Source organism: Actinoalloteichus sp. GBA129-24 (assembly GCF_001941645.1).
Classification (GTDB): Bacteria; Actinomycetota; Actinomycetes; order Mycobacteriales; family Pseudonocardiaceae; genus Actinoalloteichus_A; species Actinoalloteichus_A fjordicus.
The window spans coordinates 1,631,685-1,649,582 of the sequence record NZ_CP016077.1 but is presented as its reverse complement, the minus strand read 5'-3'; the positions used below and the strand labels follow the sequence as shown (position 1 = coordinate 1,649,582).

General features: G+C 70.0%; 20 protein-coding genes. 14 read left to right on the top strand and 6 right to left on the bottom strand.

The genetic code is table 11. The features are described from left to right. Positions 1–10 precede the first annotated feature (10 nt). The 7 genes from glgB (at position 11) to UA75_RS07530 (ending at position 8,927) form a co-directional block, all read left to right on the top strand. The gene (gene glgB / locus UA75_RS07565) at positions 11–2,251 is read left to right on the top strand and encodes a 1,4-alpha-glucan branching protein GlgB (RefSeq protein ID WP_075743524.1); all 2,241 of its coding nucleotides are present in this window, start codon (positions 11–13) and stop codon (positions 2,249–2,251) included. 492 nt (positions 2,252–2,743) lie between these two features. Next, positions 2,744–3,187 carry a helix-turn-helix transcriptional regulator gene (locus tag UA75_RS07555; protein ID WP_075743523.1) on the top strand — a complete coding sequence of 148 codons (444 nt, stop codon included), beginning with the start codon at positions 2,744–2,746 and terminating at the stop codon, positions 3,185–3,187. A 10-nt stretch (positions 3,188–3,197) separates the two neighbouring features. Continuing rightward, on the top strand, positions 3,198–3,608 hold the full coding sequence (locus tag UA75_RS07550; protein WP_075739644.1) for a VOC family protein: 411 nt from the start codon (positions 3,198–3,200) through the stop codon (positions 3,606–3,608). Between the two features lie 67 nt (positions 3,609–3,675). Further along, complete coding sequence (locus UA75_RS07545; protein WP_075739643.1) at positions 3,676–6,081, top strand: ATP-binding cassette domain-containing protein; 2,406 nt, start codon at positions 3,676–3,678, stop codon at positions 6,079–6,081. A gap of 172 nt (positions 6,082–6,253) precedes the next feature. Beyond that, positions 6,254–6,832: a TetR/AcrR family transcriptional regulator gene (locus UA75_RS07540; RefSeq protein WP_075743522.1), complete on the top strand. Its 579-nt coding sequence runs from the start codon at positions 6,254–6,256 to the stop codon at positions 6,830–6,832. A 122-nt stretch (positions 6,833–6,954) separates the two neighbouring features. Then, positions 6,955–7,836 carry an SDR family NAD(P)-dependent oxidoreductase gene (locus UA75_RS07535; protein ID WP_075739642.1) on the top strand — a complete coding sequence of 294 codons (882 nt, stop codon included), beginning with the start codon at positions 6,955–6,957 and terminating at the stop codon, positions 7,834–7,836. A gap of 173 nt (positions 7,837–8,009) precedes the next feature. Beyond that, a complete protein-coding gene (locus tag UA75_RS07530) occupies positions 8,010–8,927 on the top strand; it encodes an alpha/beta fold hydrolase (RefSeq protein ID WP_075739641.1) in 918 nt (305 codons plus the stop codon). Positions 8,928–9,280: 353 nt separating this feature from the next. Here the strand turns inward: UA75_RS07530 and UA75_RS07525 are convergent, their stop codons facing one another. Together UA75_RS07525 and UA75_RS07520 are read right to left on the bottom strand one after the other, a co-directional pair. Beyond that, positions 9,281–9,940 carry a response regulator gene (locus UA75_RS07525; protein ID WP_075739640.1) on the bottom strand — a complete coding sequence of 220 codons (660 nt, stop codon included), beginning with the start codon at positions 9,938–9,940 and terminating at the stop codon, positions 9,281–9,283. Next, complete coding sequence (locus UA75_RS07520; protein ID WP_075739639.1) at positions 9,937–11,094, bottom strand: sensor histidine kinase; 1,158 nt, start codon at positions 11,092–11,094, stop codon at positions 9,937–9,939. Before UA75_RS07520 ends, UA75_RS07525 begins: the two co-directional genes overlap by 4 nt. A gap of 171 nt (positions 11,095–11,265) precedes the next feature. On the opposite strand from UA75_RS07520, the gene UA75_RS07515 reads away from it, so the two are divergent. Continuing rightward, the gene (locus tag UA75_RS07515; RefSeq protein ID WP_075739638.1) at positions 11,266–12,132 is read left to right on the top strand and encodes a GNAT family N-acetyltransferase; all 867 of its coding nucleotides are present in this window, start codon (positions 11,266–11,268) and stop codon (positions 12,130–12,132) included. 188 nt (positions 12,133–12,320) lie between these two features. On the opposite strand, the gene UA75_RS07510 is transcribed toward UA75_RS07515, so the two are convergent. From UA75_RS07510 to UA75_RS07495, 4 genes are all read right to left on the bottom strand, one after another. After that, positions 12,321–12,662 (bottom strand): hypothetical protein, encoded by a 342-nt coding sequence (locus tag UA75_RS07510; RefSeq protein ID WP_075739637.1) that lies wholly within the window; start codon positions 12,660–12,662, stop codon positions 12,321–12,323. A 4-nt stretch (positions 12,663–12,666) separates the two neighbouring features. Continuing rightward, positions 12,667–13,461, bottom strand: coding sequence for a hypothetical protein (locus UA75_RS32635; protein ID WP_157434049.1), 795 nt, complete (start codon positions 13,459–13,461; stop codon positions 12,667–12,669). A gap of 155 nt (positions 13,462–13,616) precedes the next feature. Continuing rightward, a complete protein-coding gene (locus UA75_RS07500) occupies positions 13,617–13,808 on the bottom strand; it encodes a DUF397 domain-containing protein (protein ID WP_075739636.1) in 192 nt (63 codons plus the stop codon). Continuing rightward, positions 13,805–14,671: a helix-turn-helix domain-containing protein gene (locus UA75_RS07495; RefSeq protein WP_075739635.1), complete on the bottom strand. Its 867-nt coding sequence runs from the start codon at positions 14,669–14,671 to the stop codon at positions 13,805–13,807. The genes UA75_RS07500 and UA75_RS07495 overlap by 4 nt, the downstream gene beginning before the upstream one ends. Before the next feature lie 120 nt (positions 14,672–14,791). On the opposite strand from UA75_RS07495, the gene UA75_RS07490 reads away from it, so the two are divergent. From UA75_RS07490 to UA75_RS07460, 6 genes are all read left to right on the top strand, one after another. Then, complete coding sequence (locus tag UA75_RS07490) at positions 14,792–15,034, top strand: hypothetical protein (RefSeq protein WP_075739634.1); 243 nt, start codon at positions 14,792–14,794, stop codon at positions 15,032–15,034. 232 nt (positions 15,035–15,266) lie between these two features. After that, entirely contained in the window at positions 15,267–15,644 is a 378-nt protein-coding gene (locus tag UA75_RS07480) for a hypothetical protein (RefSeq protein ID WP_075739632.1), read from the top strand. Further along, positions 15,641–15,952: a hypothetical protein gene (locus tag UA75_RS07475; RefSeq protein WP_075739631.1), complete on the top strand. Its 312-nt coding sequence runs from the start codon at positions 15,641–15,643 to the stop codon at positions 15,950–15,952. The genes UA75_RS07480 and UA75_RS07475 overlap by 4 nt, the downstream gene beginning before the upstream one ends. Before the next feature lie 139 nt (positions 15,953–16,091). Continuing rightward, entirely contained in the window at positions 16,092–16,670 is a 579-nt protein-coding gene (locus UA75_RS07470; protein ID WP_157434048.1) for a hypothetical protein, read from the top strand. 213 nt (positions 16,671–16,883) lie between these two features. Next, positions 16,884–17,222, top strand: coding sequence for an ArsR/SmtB family transcription factor (locus tag UA75_RS07465; RefSeq protein WP_075739629.1), 339 nt, complete (start codon positions 16,884–16,886; stop codon positions 17,220–17,222). Beyond that, on the top strand, positions 17,219–17,728 hold the full coding sequence (locus tag UA75_RS07460) for an SRPBCC domain-containing protein (RefSeq protein ID WP_075739628.1): 510 nt from the start codon (positions 17,219–17,221) through the stop codon (positions 17,726–17,728). Before UA75_RS07465 ends, UA75_RS07460 begins: the two co-directional genes overlap by 4 nt. Positions 17,729–17,898 lie beyond the last annotated feature (170 nt).

Here is a 17,898-nt window from a genome sequence, read left to right as displayed (position 1 = left end):
CGAGGGCTCGATGACCGACTGCCCGACCCCCCGAGACGCGCTGCTCGACGCGGGCGTCCCGAATGCGGATCGGCTCGATGAGCTGCTCGCCGGGACGCTGCGTGATCCCCGGCTGCTGCTGGGCGCGCATCCTCGGCCGGACGGCACGCTGGTGCGCAGCTGGCAGCCGGGTGCCGAGGAGGTGACGGTGGTCGGCGCCGACGGCAGGCGGACCGTCCTGGCGATGGCGCATCCGGCGGGCCTGTTCTCCGGGGTCGTCCCGGCCGGGTTCTTCCCCGGCCTGCGACGGGGCGGCTTCGGCAGCGGGCCGCCGGACTATCGGATCGAGGTCCGCCGGGCCGGTCGCACGGAGCTGCGCGAGGAGCCGTACCTGTTCGACACCGGCATCGGCGCGTTCGATCTGCACCTGATCAGCGAGGGCAGTCACGAGGGCCTGTGGCGGGTGCTCGGCGCGCACCCGCAGGCCCGCGTCGTCGGCGATCGATCCGTGCCGGGCACGTCGTTTGCGGTGTGGGCGCCCGGCGCCCGAGGCATCCGGGTGCGCGGCGACGTCGACCGCTGCGCAGGCCGGGCGACGCCAATGCGGGCGCTGGACGGCTCGGGCGTCTGGGAGCTGTTCGTGCCCGGTGTGGCCGAGGGCGCGGGCTACGACTTCGAGGTGCTGGGCGCCGACGGGGTCTGGCGGGCCAAGGCCGACCCGCTGGCCTTCTCGGCCGCGCCCCCGCCGGGGACGACCTCGGTGGTGCATCGGTCGCGCTTCACCTGGTCGGACGACGAGTGGCTGGCCCGGCGGGCGAGCAGGCCGTGGTGGCAGCAGCCGCTGAGCGTCTACGAGGTGCATCTGGGCTCGTGGCGGCCGGGGCTGGGCTATCGCGAGCTGGCCGCCCGGCTCGCCGACCATGTCACCGAGCTGGGCTTCACCCACGTCGAACTGCTGCCGATCGCCGAACACCCGTACGGCGGCTCGTGGGGCTATCAGGTCACCTCCTACTACGCCCCCACTGCCCGCTTCGGCGGCCCGGACGACTTCCGCTGGTTCGTCGACCACCTGCACTCCCGAGGCATCGGCGTGCTGCTGGACTGGGTGCCCGCCCACTTCCCCCGCGACGAGTGGGCGCTGGCCGGTTTCGACGGCACACCGCTGTACGAGCACGCCGATCCCCGGCGCGGCGAGCATCCGGACTGGGGAACGCTCATCTTCGACCACGGGCGGCCGCAGGTGCGGAACTTCCTCGTCGCCAACGCCCTGTACTGGGTGGAGGAGTTCCACGTCGACGGGCTCCGCGTCGACGCGGTGGCCTCCCTGCTGCACCTGGACTTCTCCCGCGAGGACGGCGAATGGGAGCCCAACGTGCACGGTGGGCGGGAGAATCTGGAGGCGGTGGCACTGCTGCGGGAGCTGACCGAGCGGATGGGCCGGGCCCATCCCGACGTGCTGCTCGCCGCCGAGGACTCCACCACCTGGCCGGGTGTCACCCGCCGCACCGACGAGGGCGGGCTGGGGTTCGGGCTGAAGTGGAATCTCGGCTGGATGCACGACACCCTGGACTATCTCGGCCTCGATCCGGTGGAACGGGCCGCGCAGCACGGCAGGCTGGCCTTCTCGTTGAGCTATGCCGACACCGAGAACTTCCTGTTGCCGCTCTCGCATGACGAGGTGGTGCACGGCAAGGGCTCGCTGTGGTCGAGGATGCCCGGCGACGACGCGGCGAAGGCGGCGGGCGTGCGGGCGCTGTTCGGCCTGATGTGGGCGCACCCCGGCCGCAAGCTGCTCTTCATGGGCGGCGAGTTCGGCCAGGTCCGCGAGTGGTCGGAGGCGGCGGGTCTGGACTGGGAGCTGCTCGACGACCCGAGGCACGAGGGGCTGCGGCGGCTGGTCGCCGAGTGCAACCGGCTGTACCGGGCGCTGCCCGCCCTCTACACCGGGGAGGACGCGGGGGCAGGCTTCAGCTGGCTGGACGCGACCGACGCGGTGAGCAACGTGCTCGCCTTCCTCCGCCACGGCGCCGACGGCTCGACGCTGGCGTGTGTGGCGAACCTGGCGGGCGTGGCGCATCGCGAGCATCGGGTGGGCCTGCCCGCCGCCGGGATCTGGCGGGAGCGGCTGAACACCGACGCCCGCGAGTTCGGCGGCGCGGGCACGGGCAACCGGGGCGCGGTGACGGCCGAGCCGATTCCCTGGCAGGGCAGACCAGCCTCGGCGGTGCTGCACCTGCCGGCCTCCGGGGTGGTGTGGCTGACGCCGGAGTGAGCGGGCGACGTCCCGGCCGGGCTGAAGCGGGCCGCAGGCCGGGGCGGGGCCGCAGCACGGGGCCGATCGGGCGTGGGCTGCCGATTCGGCTCGCGGAGATTCGGTCGGTGACCGGCGGCTGGAATTACTCGGCGAGCCGGAACGGCCCACGTCGCCGATGATCTGTGGCTGCACACGGTGCCGAATCCGGACTTCCGGACTGGAGCATCAATCCCACCAACGAGGTGCTACACGGCGGGCGGCGCGGGCCCGGTCGGGACGTACCAGGGCACCGTGTCTGACCCGCTACCCCGTTCAGCAGGTCGGCGGGGAGACGATCCTCGAACTGTGGGTTCCCGCCGAGGAGCTCGACGAGTTCAACGCCCACTTCGTGGGTGACGTTCAGGTGGTCCACGAGTTCCGTTGAGCGCGCGCCGCCTGCCGCGTCACGACGAGGCGGCCCGACGGGCGTTCGCCCCGGAACCGACGGTGCGCTGTGGCACCATCCCGAGTGTGAGCAGCACACCCGCCACCGCGCGGCACCTGCGCGAACTCGCCCGCCTCCGCCGTGTCCGCGACCGGATCGACCGGGAGTACGCGCAGCCGCTGGACGTCGAGGCGCTCGCCCGAGGCGTGCACATGTCGGCGGGGCACCTGAGCCGCCGGTTCCGGCTCGCCTACGGGGAGTCGCCGTACGGCTACCTCATGACGCGGCGCATCGAACGCGCCATGGCGCTGCTGCGGCGGGGCGACCGCAGCGTCACCGAGGTCTGTTTCGAGGTCGGCTGCTCCTCGCTGGGCACGTTCAGCAGTCGATTCACCGAACTGGTCGGCATGCCGCCCAGCGCCTACCGCCTCCACGCGGCGCGCGCGACGGCGGGAATGCCGTCGTGCGTGGTGCGGCAGGTGACCAGGCCGGTCAGGAATCGAGAAGCGCCGTCACCGAGCCGCACCTAGCCTGACCACCATGAACGTCACCATTCACGCAAGCTTCCTCCCGCACGACGACGCGGAGGCCGCGCTGGGCTTCTACCGCGACCTCCTCGGCTTCGAGGTGCGCAACGACGTCGGCTACGCCGGGATGCGCTGGCTCACCGTCGGCCCCGCCGACCAGCCCGACACGTCCATCGTGCTGACGCCGCCCGCGGTCGACCCCGGCATCACCGAGGAGGAGCGCCGCACCATCACCGAGATGATGGCCAAGGGCACCTACGCGGGCATCCTGTTGGCCACCGCCGACCTCGACGCGACCTTCACCCGGTTGCAGGAGAACGACGCCGACGTCGTCCAGGAGCCGACCGAACAGCCCTACGGCGTGCGTGACTGCGCCGTCCGCGACCCGGCGGGAAACCTGATCCGCATCCAGCAGCGGCGGTGAGCCTGCCGAGGATCGCGGCCACGACCTGCACCGTCCCGGCGGCGGCAGGCGCAGAGAAGGAGACACGATGAGCACGGCCAAGCGGGCGACGGCGCAGTCTGCGCTGCACGTCGCCGACACCCACGAGGAGATCCGGGTGCACGGCGCGCGGGAGAACAACCTCGCCGACATCAGCGTCGAGATCCCGAAGCGCAGGCTGACGGTGTTCACCGGCGTGTCCGGCTCCGGCAAGAGCTCGCTGGTGTTCAACACGATCGCCGCGGAGTCGCAGCGGATGATCAACGAGACCTACAGCAGCTTCGTCCAGGGCTTCATGCCGACGCTGGCCCGGCCCGACGTCGACGTCCTCGAGGGTCTGACCACCGCGATCATCGTGGATCAGCAGCGGATGGGCGCCGACCCCCGCTCCACGGTCGGCACCGCCACCGACACGGGTGCGATGCTGCGCATCCTCTTCAGCAGGCTCGGTCAGCCGCACATCGGCTCGCCGCAAGCGTTCTCCTTCAACGTCGCCTCGGTCAGCGGCGCGGGAGCGGTCTCCTTCGAGCGCGGCGGCAGGACCGTCAAGGAACGGCGGGAGTTCAGCGTCCTGGGCGGCATGTGTCCGCGCTGCGAGGGCCGGGGCACGGTGTCCGACATCGACCTCACCGAGCTGTACGACGACTCGAAGTCGATCTCCGAGGGCGCGTTCACCATCCCCGGCTGGAAGTCGGACAGCTGGTGGACCGTGCGGACCTATGCCGAGTCGGGGCTGCTCGATCCGGACAAGCCGATCCGGGAGTACACGAAGAAGGAGCTGGCCGACTTCCTCTACCGGGAGCCGACCAAGGTGAAGGTCGAGGGCACGAACCTCACCTTCGAGGGCCTGATCCCCAAGATCCAGAAGTCCTTCCTGTCCAAGGACAAGGAGGCGATGCAGCCGCACATCAGGGCGTTCGTGGAGCGGGCCGTCACCTTCACCACCTGCCCCGAGTGCGACGGCACCCGGCTCACCGCGATCGCCCGATCGTCGAAGATCAAGGGCGTCGACATCGCCGAGCTGTGCGCGATGCAGATCAGCGACCTGGCCGACTGGGTCCGGGACCTCGACGAGCCGTCGGTGGCGCCGCTGCTCGTGACGCTGGGCGAGACGCTCGATTCGTTCGTGGAGATCGGACTGGGCTATCTCTCGCTCGATCGACCGGCGGGCACGCTCTCGGGCGGCGAGTCGCAGCGCGTGAAGATGATCCGACACCTCGGCTCCGCACTGACCGACGTGACCTACGTCTTCGACGAGCCCACCATCGGCCTGCACCCGCATGACATCCAGCGGATGAACGACCTGCTGCTGCGGCTGCGCGACAAGGGCAACACGGTGCTCGTCGTGGAGCACAAGCCGGAGACGATCGCGATCGCCGATCACGTCGTCGATCTCGGCCCCGGCGCGGGCACGGCGGGCGGCACCATCTGTTTCGAGGGCACCGTCGAGGACCTGCGGGCGTCCGACACCGTCACCGGCCGCCATCTCGACGACCGGGCCGCGCTCAAGGAGACCGTCCGCACCCCCACCGGCGCCCTGGAGATTCGAGGCGCGACGGCGAACAACCTGCGTGACGTCGACGTGGACATCCCGCTCGGCGTCCTGGTGGTCATCACCGGCGTCGCGGGTTCCGGCAAGAGTTCGCTGGTGCACGGGTCGCTGCCGAGGACGGCAGGCCCGGACGGCGCGGAGGTGGTGTCGATCGACCAGAGCCCGATCCGGGGCTCTCGGCGCAGCAATCCGGCGACCTACACCGGACTGCTCGACCCGATTCGCAAGGCCTTCGCGAAGGCCAACGACGTCAAGCCCGCACTGTTCAGCGCCAACTCCGAGGGCGCCTGCCCGAACTGCAACGGCGCGGGCGTGATCTACCTGGATCTGGGGATGATGGCGGGCGTCGCCACCACCTGCGAGGAGTGCGGCGGGAAGCGGTTCCAGGCGTCGGTGCTGGAGTACCACTTCGGCGGGCGGGACATCAGCGAGGTCCTGGCGATGCCGGTCACCGAGGCCGAGGAGTTCTTCGGCTCCGGGGAGGCGAGCATTCCTGCCGCGCACCGCATCCTGACGCGGCTGGTCGATGTCGGGCTGGGCTACCTCCGGCTCGGCCAGCCGCTGACCACGCTGTCCGGTGGCGAACGGCAGCGGCTCAAGCTGGCCACCCGACTGACCGAGAAGGGCGGCGTCTACGTCCTGGACGAGCCGACCACCGGCCTGCACCTGGCCGACGTCGAGCAGCTGCTCGCCCTGCTGGATCGGCTGGTCGACGCGGGCAAGTCGGTCATCGTCATCGAGCATCACCAGGCGGTCATGGCGCACGCCGACTGGATCATCGACCTCGGCCCCGGCGCGGGCCACGACGGCGGGCGGATCGTCTTCGAGGGCACGCCCGCCGACCTCGTCGCCGACCGCTCCACCCTCACCGGCGAGCACCTCGCGGCGTACGTGAGCGGTTGAGCCCGGGCCGCCTGTGGCGCGGCAGTGTCGTCTCCTCCGCCGTCTCGGCTCGTCGACTCGATCGCGAGCCGAGACGCGGTCGGCGACCGGCCGTGAGGCACCGCCCCACCAGCGACTCTGCCCGCGAGAACCGCGCGCCGTGATCGCGGGCGCTCGTCATTATGCTGACTTCGTGACATCACCAGCCGACCGAGCACACGCACTGCGGGCCGATGCCGCGCGCAATCGCGCTCGGGTGTTGCAGGTCGCCAGGGAGCAGTTGGCCGCAGGCGACGACTCCCTCCAGCTGAACACCATCGCCCGGCTCGCCGGAGTCGGCGTCGGAACCGTCTATCGGCACTTCTCCGACCGGCACGCCCTGGTGGAGGCGCTGTCGGCGGAGCGATTCCACGAGCTGGTGGCCGAGGCGCAGGCTGCGGCGGCCGAGGCGGATGCCGTCGCGGGCCTGCACCGCCTGCTGCGGTTCACGCTCGGCCGTCTCCCCACGAACCCCGGCTTCGCGGCCGTGCTCGAATCCGCCGACGACGTCGATCCGCAGACCTCGGCGATGAAGGCCGAGCTGGACCGCGCGGTCACGGAACTGCTCGATCGCGCCCGCCGCGTCGGCGCCGTGCGGCACGACATCGAGGCGGACGACGTGCGACGACTGGTGTGCGGCGTCGACCATGCCGTGCGTTCCGGCGGCGGCGATCCCCGGCACGCCGAGCTCTACCTCGACGTCCTGCTCGAGGGCCTGCGTCCCCCGCGCTGACGCGGCGGCCTCGTTCCGAGACCCGGACACTCGACCATAAGCGGATAGATATCCGATTGTGCTACCGTCGGCGACCGTAACCGGATAACTATCCGGACAGGCGTGCGACGGAAGGCGACACCATGGACCGAGGACGGGCAGTAGTGACGGCAGGCACCGGAGGAATCGGTCTCGAGACCGCGATGGGCCTGGCGGCAGCCGGGCACGCCGTCACCGTGGTCGGCCGAGACGCCAGACGCGGTGCTCTCGCGCTGGAGCGGATCGGCTCGGTCGCCACCTCGGCGAAGCCTCGCTTCGAAACGACCGACCTCGCCTCGCTCGACGACGTCCGAGCGCTGGCCGCCCGGCTCGCGGCAGCAGGTCCCTTAACGCTGCTGGTCAACAATGTCGGCGGGATGTTCACCGACCATCGGCAGACCGTCGACGGCATCGAGGCCTCGTTCGCCGTCAACCACCTCTCCCCATACCTGTTGACCGAACTCCTGCTGGAGCCACTGCACGCCGGCGGACCGAGCCGGATCGTGAACGTCAGCTCCGGCGCCATCCAGGCCGCCAAGCCCGTCTTCGACGCCGTCGAGCCGCCCGGCGCCTACTACGCCTTCCACTGGTACGGCCGGGCGAAGCTCGCCAATCTCGCCTACACCTGGGAACTGGCCGAACGCCTGCGCGGCACCGGAGTCTCGGTGTTCGCGGCCGACCCCGGCGGCGCCGCCACCGAGATGACCGACGGCACCCTGCTCTCCCCCGAGATCGTCTCTCCGGGACTGCGTCTGATGTGGCCGCTGGTCCGGCGGGTCTTCGAGCGCTCCACCTCCGGGCCTGCATCCGAGGCGTCGAGATCGTCCGTCTTCGCCGCCACCGACGCGTCCCTGGCCGGCCGGACCGGCCTGCTGATCGGGTCTCGATCTCGCCCCGTCCCGCCCGCGCGCAGGAGCACCGACCAGCGACTGATCAAGGACGTCCGCCTGCTCAGCAGACGGCTGGCGCCGCTGCGTCCCGCCTGACACCGAGTCGCCGGGCGAGGGCCTGTCCCCCGAGAGAGCTACGCGCAGGTGTCCTCCGGATGGTGACGATTCCGGGCCCCGGAATCCGTACCGTTTTCATCACTAGCAGTGCGGTACCGGAATTCACCGGGATACCGCCTGATTCTCCGTTCTCTCTTCTCAGGAGTGGCTTGATGATCCGCAATGGCAGGGCCTCCGCTCTGATCGCGCTGTTCGCCGTGGCCGGGGTAGGACTGGCCGGCTGCGGAGACTCCGCTCCCGAGGAAGCCGCGCCCGCCACGAACTCGTCCAGTTCGGACACCACGGAGCAGGCCGACGACGCGGCCCCGTTCACCGGCGTCCAGCAGATCGACGTCGACGGCAGTTCGGTGAACGTGTCCTGTTCCGGCACCCCGACCGACGGCAGGCCGGTCATCGTCCTGCTGCACGGGGGCGGTCACTCGCTGGACATGCTGGCCGATCTCCAGGACACCCTCGGCGAGACCGACCGAGCCTGCTCCTACGACCGGCTCGGCGCGGGTGCGAGCGATGCACCGAGCGAGCCACAGACCATCGAGAGCAGCGGCGTGGTCCTGACCGGCGTGCTCGACGAGGTCGCAGGCGACGCGCCCGTCGTGCTGGCCGGACATTCACTGGGCGGGCTGCTTTCCGCCAGGTACGCGCCCGATCACCAGGACCGGGTCGCCGGCCTCGTCCTGATGGACGCCACCTCGCCGACCCAGGCAGCCGACCTCGCCAGGGACGTCCCCGAATCCGCCGGCGGACCGGCCGCCGACCTTCGCGACCAGACCTTGGCCGTCATCGACGGCGAGAACCCGGAGATGCTCGCGTTCCCCGACGCAGACGTCCGGTCCGCAGGGGACATCCCGGTGGAGGTCGTCCAGCACGGCGTGCCGTATCTGGAGGAGGTGCCCGAGTACGGGGCGGCCATGGAGCAGGCCTGGGCCGAGGGCCAGGAGAAGTGGCTCGCCGTCTCCAGCAACAGCACCCTGAGCACGGCCGAGAACAGCGGGCACGAGATCTATCTCGACGAGCCCGAGGTCGCCGTCGAGGCGATCCGGCGGGTGGTCGAGGCCGCCGGGCAGCGCTGAGCCACGCACGGACGATCAGCACGAAGAGGGGGTCCGCACCGGACGGGGGATGCGGACGGCGGCGCCGGGTTCGATCCGGCGCCGCCGTCCCTTTCGTCGTGGCAGGGTGTCCGCGACGGACATCCGTGGCGGGTGTCGAGCGCGGTCGATCGGATGCGGTCCTCGCCCACGCAGCGGACAGGCGTCTGGAGCAGGCCGGGTTCCGCGAAGCCGAGCGACGCCCGCAGACCGACAGCCTCGACGGGAAGGCAGCCGAGAGACGGGGCTTGCAGGCGGCAGCGGTGGTGCGGAGACGGCCGCAGGCAGGAATCCGCCCGACACGCAGGCTTCGTCGGCCGGACAGTGCTGCCGCGTCAGGCGACCATGCCGTGGCGGTAGGCGTAGACGACCGCCTGGACCCGGTCTCGAAGTCCGAGTTTAGCGAGGATGCGGGAGACGAAGGTCTTGACGGTCTCCTGGCTGATCACCAGCGTCGCGGCGACCTCGCCGTTGGAGAGTCCGTCGGCGATGAGGCGCAGGACCTCCTGTTCGCGGGGCGTCAACGGGATGTCGGACGAGGTGTCGTCGACGGGGCGGATGCGCGCGGCGTACCGGCCGACGAGTTGTCGAGTCACCTCCGGGTCCAGCAGCGCCGCGCCCGTCGCCACGGTGCGGATGCCGTGCAGCAGTTGCGCAGGCGGCGCGTCCTTGAGCAGGAACCCGCTCGCCCCGCTGCGCAGCGCCTCGTAGACGTACTCGTCGAGGTTGAAGGTCGTCACCACGAGCACCTTGGCCGGTCGCTCCACACCGGCACCGGCCAGTAGGCGGGTCGCCGCAATGCCGTCGAGCACCGGCATCCGCACGTCCATCACGACGACGTCCGGGTGAAGCCGGTTCGCCAGTTCGACCGCGGCCTGCCCGTCCCCGCACTCGCCCACGATCTCCAGATCCGGCTGCGCGTCGATGATCGTCACCAGCCCGGTGCGGATCAACACCTGGTCGTCGCAGACCAGGACCCGGATCGGGGCGGTCACGACGGGCTCCCGGCGGGGATGCGGGCCCGCACGAGGAAGCCGCCCCCGGTCTGCGGCTCCGCATGGAAGTCGCCGCCGAGGACGTCGACCCGGTCGCGGAGACCCGCCAGACCCCGCCCGCTCCCGCCGGGGGACCCGGCCTGCGAGCCGGAACCGTCCGTGCCGACCTCCACGGTGATCTCGCCTTCTCCGTGGTGCAGCTGGACGGAGGTCCGGCTGCCGTGGGCGTACTTGAGGGCGTTGGTGAGGGCCTCCTGCACGACCCGATAGGCGACGAGGTCGGCACTGCCGGTCGAGACGGGCGGCGTGCCCTGCTCGAAGAACTCCACCGGCTGCCCGGCCCGGCGCGTCTGCTCCACGAGAGTGAGGACTCGGCCGACGGCAGGCGCCCTGGTCTCGGGGCCGTGGTCGGGATTGAGCAGGTCGAGCAGGTGCCGCAGATCCGTGATGGCGCGGCGGCCGGTGTCGGTGACAGCGGTCAGGGACTCGTCGAGGCGATCCGGCGCGGCGGTCAGATACCGCGCCGCCTCGGCCTGCACGACCATCGCCGTCACGTGATGGGTCACGACGTCGTGGAGTTCGCGAGCGATGCGGGTGCGTTCGGCGGTGCGGGTGTCCTCGGCGACACGGCGCCGCCGCTCGGCCTCCATGGCGCGGGTGGAGCGCAGCCACGCCCCGATACACCAGACGAAGACCAGCGCCAGGTAGAACGTCACGAACCCGGCCACCGACTCCCCGGTTCCGAGCTGGGAGAGCACGATCGCCAGCGGCAGATACCCCGCCACCGAGAAGAGGAGCGCGGTGGCGCGGCGTCGTCGTTCCAGGTGGACGCCCGTGCTCAGCACCGCGATGGCGAACGCGGTGCCCGCAAGCGTGTGGTAGCCGCCGAGCTGATCGACGGCGAAGCCCGCCGACACCAACAGCAGGCAGACTGCGGGCCGCTTCCGACGAATCGCGAGCGGAAGGCACTGAAGGGCGATCGCCACGACGGCCAGCGCGTCGAAGGGTCGGTCGGGCATTCCGCCGAGCTGGGTGCCGTGGTTGTGGAAGGAGGGCACGAACGACGTGGCGAGGAACAGTAGTCCCAGCGGGAGATCCCGAACCGAGACGTCGAGGCTGCGCCAGGATTCCAGGGCACGCCGGCGGTGATTCACGGACAGAGTGTAATCGGTAGCCACCCTCGTCCGGGTGAGCCTGCGGCGCCGCAGGGGGAGGGTGACAGACCGAGCAGGCCGGAGCGCTGAATGATCGCGATCTGCGACTGAGCATGCGGGCCGGCCGAGAAACCGTTGGGCCGGCCGGCACGGCAGTGTTTGAATCACGCTGTGTCGATCGTTCTGAGCACTCCGGAATCCGACGAGCTGGCCGAGGCCGTTCGTGTGCTGCGCGAGTGGCAGCACGACGGGGCGTCGGTGCCGTTGCATCCCGGCGACCTGGGCTGGTACTGGCGATTCGGAGCGGAGGCGACGGCCAAGGCGGTCCGAATCTGGCGTCGCGACGGGCGGATTCGCGCCCTCGGGCTGCTGGACGGTTCCGGTCTGGCGCGGTTGGGGATCGCACCGGGCGCAGCAGGCGACGAGGACCTGGCCCGCAGGCTGGCCGCCGACGTGTCGCAGCCCGAGCGCGGTGTCCTGCCGCAGGGAACCGCCTCCGTCGAGGCGCGCTGGCGAGGCGTGTTCCACGAGCTGCTGCTCGACGGCGGGTGGGAACTCAGCAAGCCGTGGACACCGCTCGTGCGTGACCTCGCGGAGCCGGTGGCGGACTGCGGCGTGCGCATCGAGACGACCGGCCCGGAGCAGGCCTCGGTGCGGGCCGCCGTGCAGCGCGCGGCGTTCAGCAGATCGACGTTCACCTCAGAGCGATGGCACGCGATGACCACCGGACCGCCGTACGCCGACGCCCGCTGCCTCATCGCGTACGACGATCACGGCGTCGCGGTGGCCACCGCAACGGTGTGGTCGGCCGGTGCGGGAAGGCCGGGTCTGCTCGAGCCGATGGGCGTGCACCGTGACCATCGGGGGCACGGCTACGGCAGGGCGATCACCGTGGCCTCGGCGGCCGCGCTGCGGGAGCTGGGCTCGTCGAGCGCGACCGTGTGCACGGCGACTGCCAACGTCGGCGGCGTCGCCACCTACCGCTCGGCAGGCTTTCGTCCGCTCCCCGACGTGCGGGACCTGCGCCGGAATGCCTAGGGCGGCATTCGGCTGGCGCAGGTCGGCGGCGATGCGGAATCCGACATCGTGTCGCCGAGGACGGGGAGGCGGGCGGCGTCTCCGAATTTCGATTCCGCTACCAGGAGTCGGGCTAGGCGCGGATTGGGCGCCTTGGTGCGACTGACATCGTTTCTCGTCATCGTCTCGCACCGAGGGGGATCGACGCCCTAGAACACACACGTGCCGTCCTTGTAGCAGCCGTCAGCCTGGTAATCCACACTGGCCACCAGCGGCGACTCCCGCTTGATCCGCGCGGCCAACTCCTTGCCCCGCTCGATCCAAGCCCGCTCGGCTTCAGGAGTCGGAAACTTTGAATCGGGCGGGTAGGACCTGTCGAGGATGGCCTGATACTCGTTGTCCCATGCGATGAGGTCTGCGACAAGACCGGGACCCAGCCGTAGATGTTCAGCCGCTTCCTCAACAGACCAGTTCGTTCCCGCACCTTTCCTCACATGGTAATAGAACGGCCCTTCGTAGAAGCCCGCGAGAAGCGCAACGTCAACGGTCATTTCCTCAGAACTCCCTGGCGATCGTCGGTCGAACCTTCTGATAGTCATGCATTGGATGAGCCGTGATGATGAAGCCATTGTCAGCAATGGCTACCGCCACGCGCTGAACACGCCCATCGAATTCCACGTCGTATACTTCTCGATCTTCACCAATGTAGCCTACCAGGGTTCCACGATCGATTCCTGCAAATATCAGGTCGACGATGCAATCCGCAGAAATACCTTTGTCCTCAAAGTTTCCTTCACGCTTCGGCCGGAGAATATGACGAAGACCAGCGCGTTCGGAGCCGGCTTCCAGCCAGACGAGATGACCGTTCCGATGCCGAGTCATTCTGAGTATCTTATCTGGGCTGACTTTTGCCTTGGCTCGACGGAGTTCCGCGATCCAGCCCGCGTAGCGAACCTCCGGTCCGGGGCTTTCTCCCGATTCAGACTCAGGCTTGGCCACCGACAACGCAGGGCCCATCGACGCTCCCGGACGCAATGACTCACCTGCTGTCGCGAGGTCTCCTCCGCCAACGACAGGCTCTGCCCCGACCCCGGCGATGTCGTGGCAGTACGTATCGATGAGGGCCTGGGTCTGGGCGAAGAGGGCGTCGGCCGTGCGGACGTCCTCGCTGGACAGTCGGGCGAGGTCGGCGATGCCTGCGACCTCGGATTGGGTCGAGCTGGCGGTGGCGGCGGCGAAGATCATGGCGCCGTCGACGATCGCGGCATCGGCCTGGGCGGTGGCAAGGCGGGCCGCAGTGAGTAAGGCATGGGCTTGCCGGAGCTGTGCGACCACGTCGGTGACGGACACGAATCGACCCCCTACTCTTCGTGACTGTCCCTATGGTGCCGCAGAGGCGAGACACGGGGAAAGCAGGGGGTCGATCGACGATCCACGGCTCTGGCTGAGCGGAACGCCGAAGGCAGTCCGCCAAGGAACACGCTGAACCCGCCATCTGCGGCGGTTCAGCTCGTCCGGTTGCCCTTCGCCCTGGCCAGGAAGGCGTCGAAGGCAGCACGGTCTACCACCAGCGTCCCGCCCCCACGGTTCTTCGTGTCCCGGATGCCGACTAACCCGGGGGCGTAGCCGATCTCGACGCAGTCGGTCTGAACAGCGCTACGGCTGGACTTCCGCCAGCCGTTGAGTTGTGCCGTCATCTGGTCGCCTTCCGGTGATAGGACAGGTAGTGCTCGATGAGAGCCGCAGATTCAGCCGAACTCCGCGTTTCACTCAAGATCGTTTCGCGCGCGGCGACGAAGTCAGCGACTTCGCGCACATCATCGACGAAGACGCTGGCTGAGATGTGTTCGAGGTGCACCACGGGCGTGGCCTTAGAGAACTCGTAGATCGAGAAATTCCCAGCAGAGCTGAGCGATGCCCCGATCGCAGCGGGCACGACGCGCACGTCAATGTGATCATGCCTCATCCACTCGGTCAGGCGAGCCAACTGCTCGGCCATCGTGGCATGACCCCCGACAGGACTCTGCAGCGCCCATTCTGTGAGGACGGATGTGAACGTCGGCGGCTCGGCTGATCGAAGTATGTCCTGGCGTCCCATGCGGTACATGACCCGCGCACCGATAACAGTGTCGTCGAGGAGCCCGCCTGCGGCGCTCATGATTGCGTGTGCGTAGGGGCGCGTCTGAAGCAGGCCGGGAATCAGGAGCGGCGTCACCACGGTCATCGAGCACGCATCGGCCTCGTAATCGACCAACGTTGTGAGCTGCTTCGGAACCCCTGCTCCAGTAACCGTCCACGTACCACGATGCACGTCGCGTGCCATCGCGAGGATCTCGCTGCGTCGTTCACCCGTCACTTGGAGGACACCCAGGATCCCCGCAGTGTCCTCGACGCTCGGCGGCTGTGCGCCGGTCTCGGCTCGTGCGATTCGCGTGTGGTGAACGCCAAGGCGGATTGCCGTGGCCCGTTGTGTGAGGTCAGCAGCTTTCCGCGCTTCGGCAAGTGCCGATCCGAGCGCGCGAGCCCGAGGAGACTTCGCGGCCTGCCTGCTGCGGTTCATGCAGCACAGGCTAGATCACGAGTGCCGCCGCACGGGTACACCCGATCGAGCCATTGACTCACTTGGTTCTGCGCAACCATGCTGAATCAGCGCAACTTCGGTTAGATGAAAGGCGTACCCATGCCCCATCTCTTCATGATCATCGGCCCACTCCTGATCGGTGCCGTCCTCGTCGCGTTCCGCTGGGCCGTGGCCGAGTCCCGTCGTGATCCGGCTCCGCCGCTCGGAACACGGCAGGTGCTGCGCGCGGCACGCCGTGGCGGGCCGTCGCGATCCGCAGTCCCCGTACGCGTGGCGGCGTGCGGCGCGGAGACGGTTCGCCGCGCCTCGGCATCGCAGCGGAATCTCGGCGGTGCGTCGTGATCGCGCTGCTCGTCCTCGGATCGGTGTTGGTGGCGGCGGGTGCCGCGCTGACGTGGTTCGGACATCGCCCCGCTCGCACCAGCCCGCGACCGGCCCATTCCGCTGAACGCACCCGGACCGGCGGGGTCTCGGCCGCCAGCATCCTCGCGCGGTGCGCGGCGGAGGCGGCCTCGGCGCAGCTGGCCTCGGGGTTTCGTCCGGGGTGGGCCTCTCCCGCTCTGGGAGTCGGGCGGTGATCGGCTCACGGTCGGTGGCCGCGCAGTGGATCGTCCACTGCGTCCGCCAGTCGACGTTCCTGACGGTGTCCCCGGCGGGCCGTTTCCTCCTGCTGACGGGCGATCGAGGCGACCGGCCCTCAGTCACGGCGGAGCTCAGCCGCGCCGACGCGCGCAGTCTGCTCGCGGCGTTGGACGGCGGTCACGACGTCTCGCTGTCGGCGATGCACTACGGCGAGTCTCGGCAGGTCCGCGTGCTGCACGCCGCCGAGATCGTCGAGCTGTCCATCCTGGACTTCCACGATCTGCTCGGCCGTTGGCTGGTGGACGCGGCCCGCGTCGCCGACCTCGCCGAGCTGGTGCGCGCCGCGCTGACCGAGGCGGTGGCCTCATGACCGGCGGCCCGCTCGCCTCGGTGACGCAGCTGCGCCCCCGCCGACCCGGCCGACCGGCGAACCGCCTCGTCCCCCTCTCTACCGGGCCGGTGGAGTGGTTCGTCCGCTCGGTCTGTCAAGGCGACACCCATCACGGGCAGGTCGAATACCGAGTCGGCTCGATCCTGGTGCGGCCCGCCTGCGGCGAGCGGAGCTTCGCGGCGCTCAACTCGATCCCGATCCGCCAGTGCTACTACGACGACCAGGAATGTCGTCGCTGCCTGGCCCTGATCGACGTGCGCGGGCTGCGGTCGGCGGCCGCGCCATGACCGCCGCGAGCCTGCGGCGCAGTCGAAGCCGGCTCCGCCTCATCACCTCGTGGCCCGCCCGGCGCGCGGCGCGGGTGCGGCCGTATGTCCTCGCCGTCACCGGGGGTTCCGCCCCGACTCGTCCGTTCGGAGACCGAGCTTGACCGAGACCCCAGAGCCGCCCGACGCCCCAGAACAGCCCGACAGCCCCGAGCACCCCGCGACCTCGCCGAACTCGGCAGACGCAGCAGGCCCCACACCCTCCCGGCCTCCGACGCAGCACCACGAGGCCTGCCCCGCCCGCGCCACCGAGCCGATGCTCATCGAGCAGATCACGCTGCCGACCGTGGGCCTGATCTGCCAGCGGCACGCCGTGTTCGTCAACGCGGGCGAACCGGTCCCGGCCGAGGGCGCACGAGCCCTCGCGCTCTGCGGGGTTCCGCTCACTCTCGGCCCCGCGCCGCAGGAGATGCTGCCGGGCGTGCCTGCCGAGGTCGTGGACTGCGCGGACTGCCAGGCGATCATCTGGAACAAGCCCGACGCGCGCCCGGTGGACGTCCGGCAACGGCTGTGCATCCGCCGAGTCGGCACCGTGGACGTCCACCTCGTCGACGCCGCAGGCCTGACCGCCGTCACCATGACCGCCCTGTGCGGCGCCGTCTTCCACCTCGGCGACGCACTCGAACAGCTCGCACCGGGGGCGGGCGCCCCCTGCACCCGCTGCCTGCTCGCCTCGTAATCGACCGCGCATCGCCGACGACGTCCTCTTGTGTCAGCCGTCGCCCTGCGGTGACACGTCGGCTCAGCGCACCTGACATCGGCAGGCAGGCACCGGGACCCGGTGGGGCTTCGGGGGCTGCACGGAACGGGGCCGGGCAACACGCGGGCATGGGCCGAGCAGCGAGCCTCTCCGACTTGCTCAACGCGTAAGTCTCTGCTTACATATCTCCCCGTGGATCGATTCGAGGCACTCGGCGAGCCCAACCGACGCCGCATCGTCGAACTCGTCGCCGCGCAGGCCCGCAGCGCGGGCGAGATCGCCGCGCACTTCTCGATCAGCAGGCCCGCCGTCTCCCAACACCTCCGGGTGCTGGCCGAGACCGGCGTCCTCACCGTGACCGCTCAAGGGAGACAGCGGGTCTACTCGCTCGACCCGACCTCCCTCGACGAAGTCGAGAACTGGCTCGACGACCAGCGAGAACGCTGGGAACGGGCCCTCGACTCGCTGGAGGAGGCCATGGAAGAGGCCATGGACGCCGAACACCGAACCCCAGGAGGGACCGAGACATGACCACTCGACACACCGCCCGACGCGGCACCCTCGGCATCAGCGAGGACGGCACCTTCCGCATCCACCTCGAACGGCGGCTCCCGTACGCCCCCGCCCTGGTCTGGGAGTGGATCGTCGACCCGGATCGGCTCGCCCGCTGGCTGCCCGGCTGTCGGATCGACCCGGTGGTGGGCGGCGAGGTGCACTTCGACTTCGGCGAGGAGGGCGCCGCGACCGGCACGGTCCTGGAGGTCACCCCGCCAGGAGCCGAGGGCGGCCTCACCCACACCTGGGTGTGGGAGGGTGTTCCGGACTCGACGGTGCGCTGGACGGTGGCGGCAGGCGACGCAGGCGAGGGAAGCGTGCTGACCCTCGTCCACAGCGAGGTGCTCCGTGAACCCGCCGCGGACTTCGCCGTGGGCTGGCACGTCATGCTCGACGCGCTGGAACTGATCATGGCAGGCGAACCCACCGACGCGGCATGGGGCGCGATGGAGGAGATCGCGGGTCTTTACCAGTCGAGTTGACCGTGCGACGGTAGATCATCGGCGTCGTCTCCGGGTTCGCCGGTGCGGGCGCGATGCCCAGGCATGGCGGTCCCCGCCGAGCGCTCCTGGAGGGTGCGCTCGGCGTCGTCGAGTCCGGGCGCCCTGGCGCGCTGTTCGACGCACCGGGAGTTCGGGGGCGCCGAGGTGCA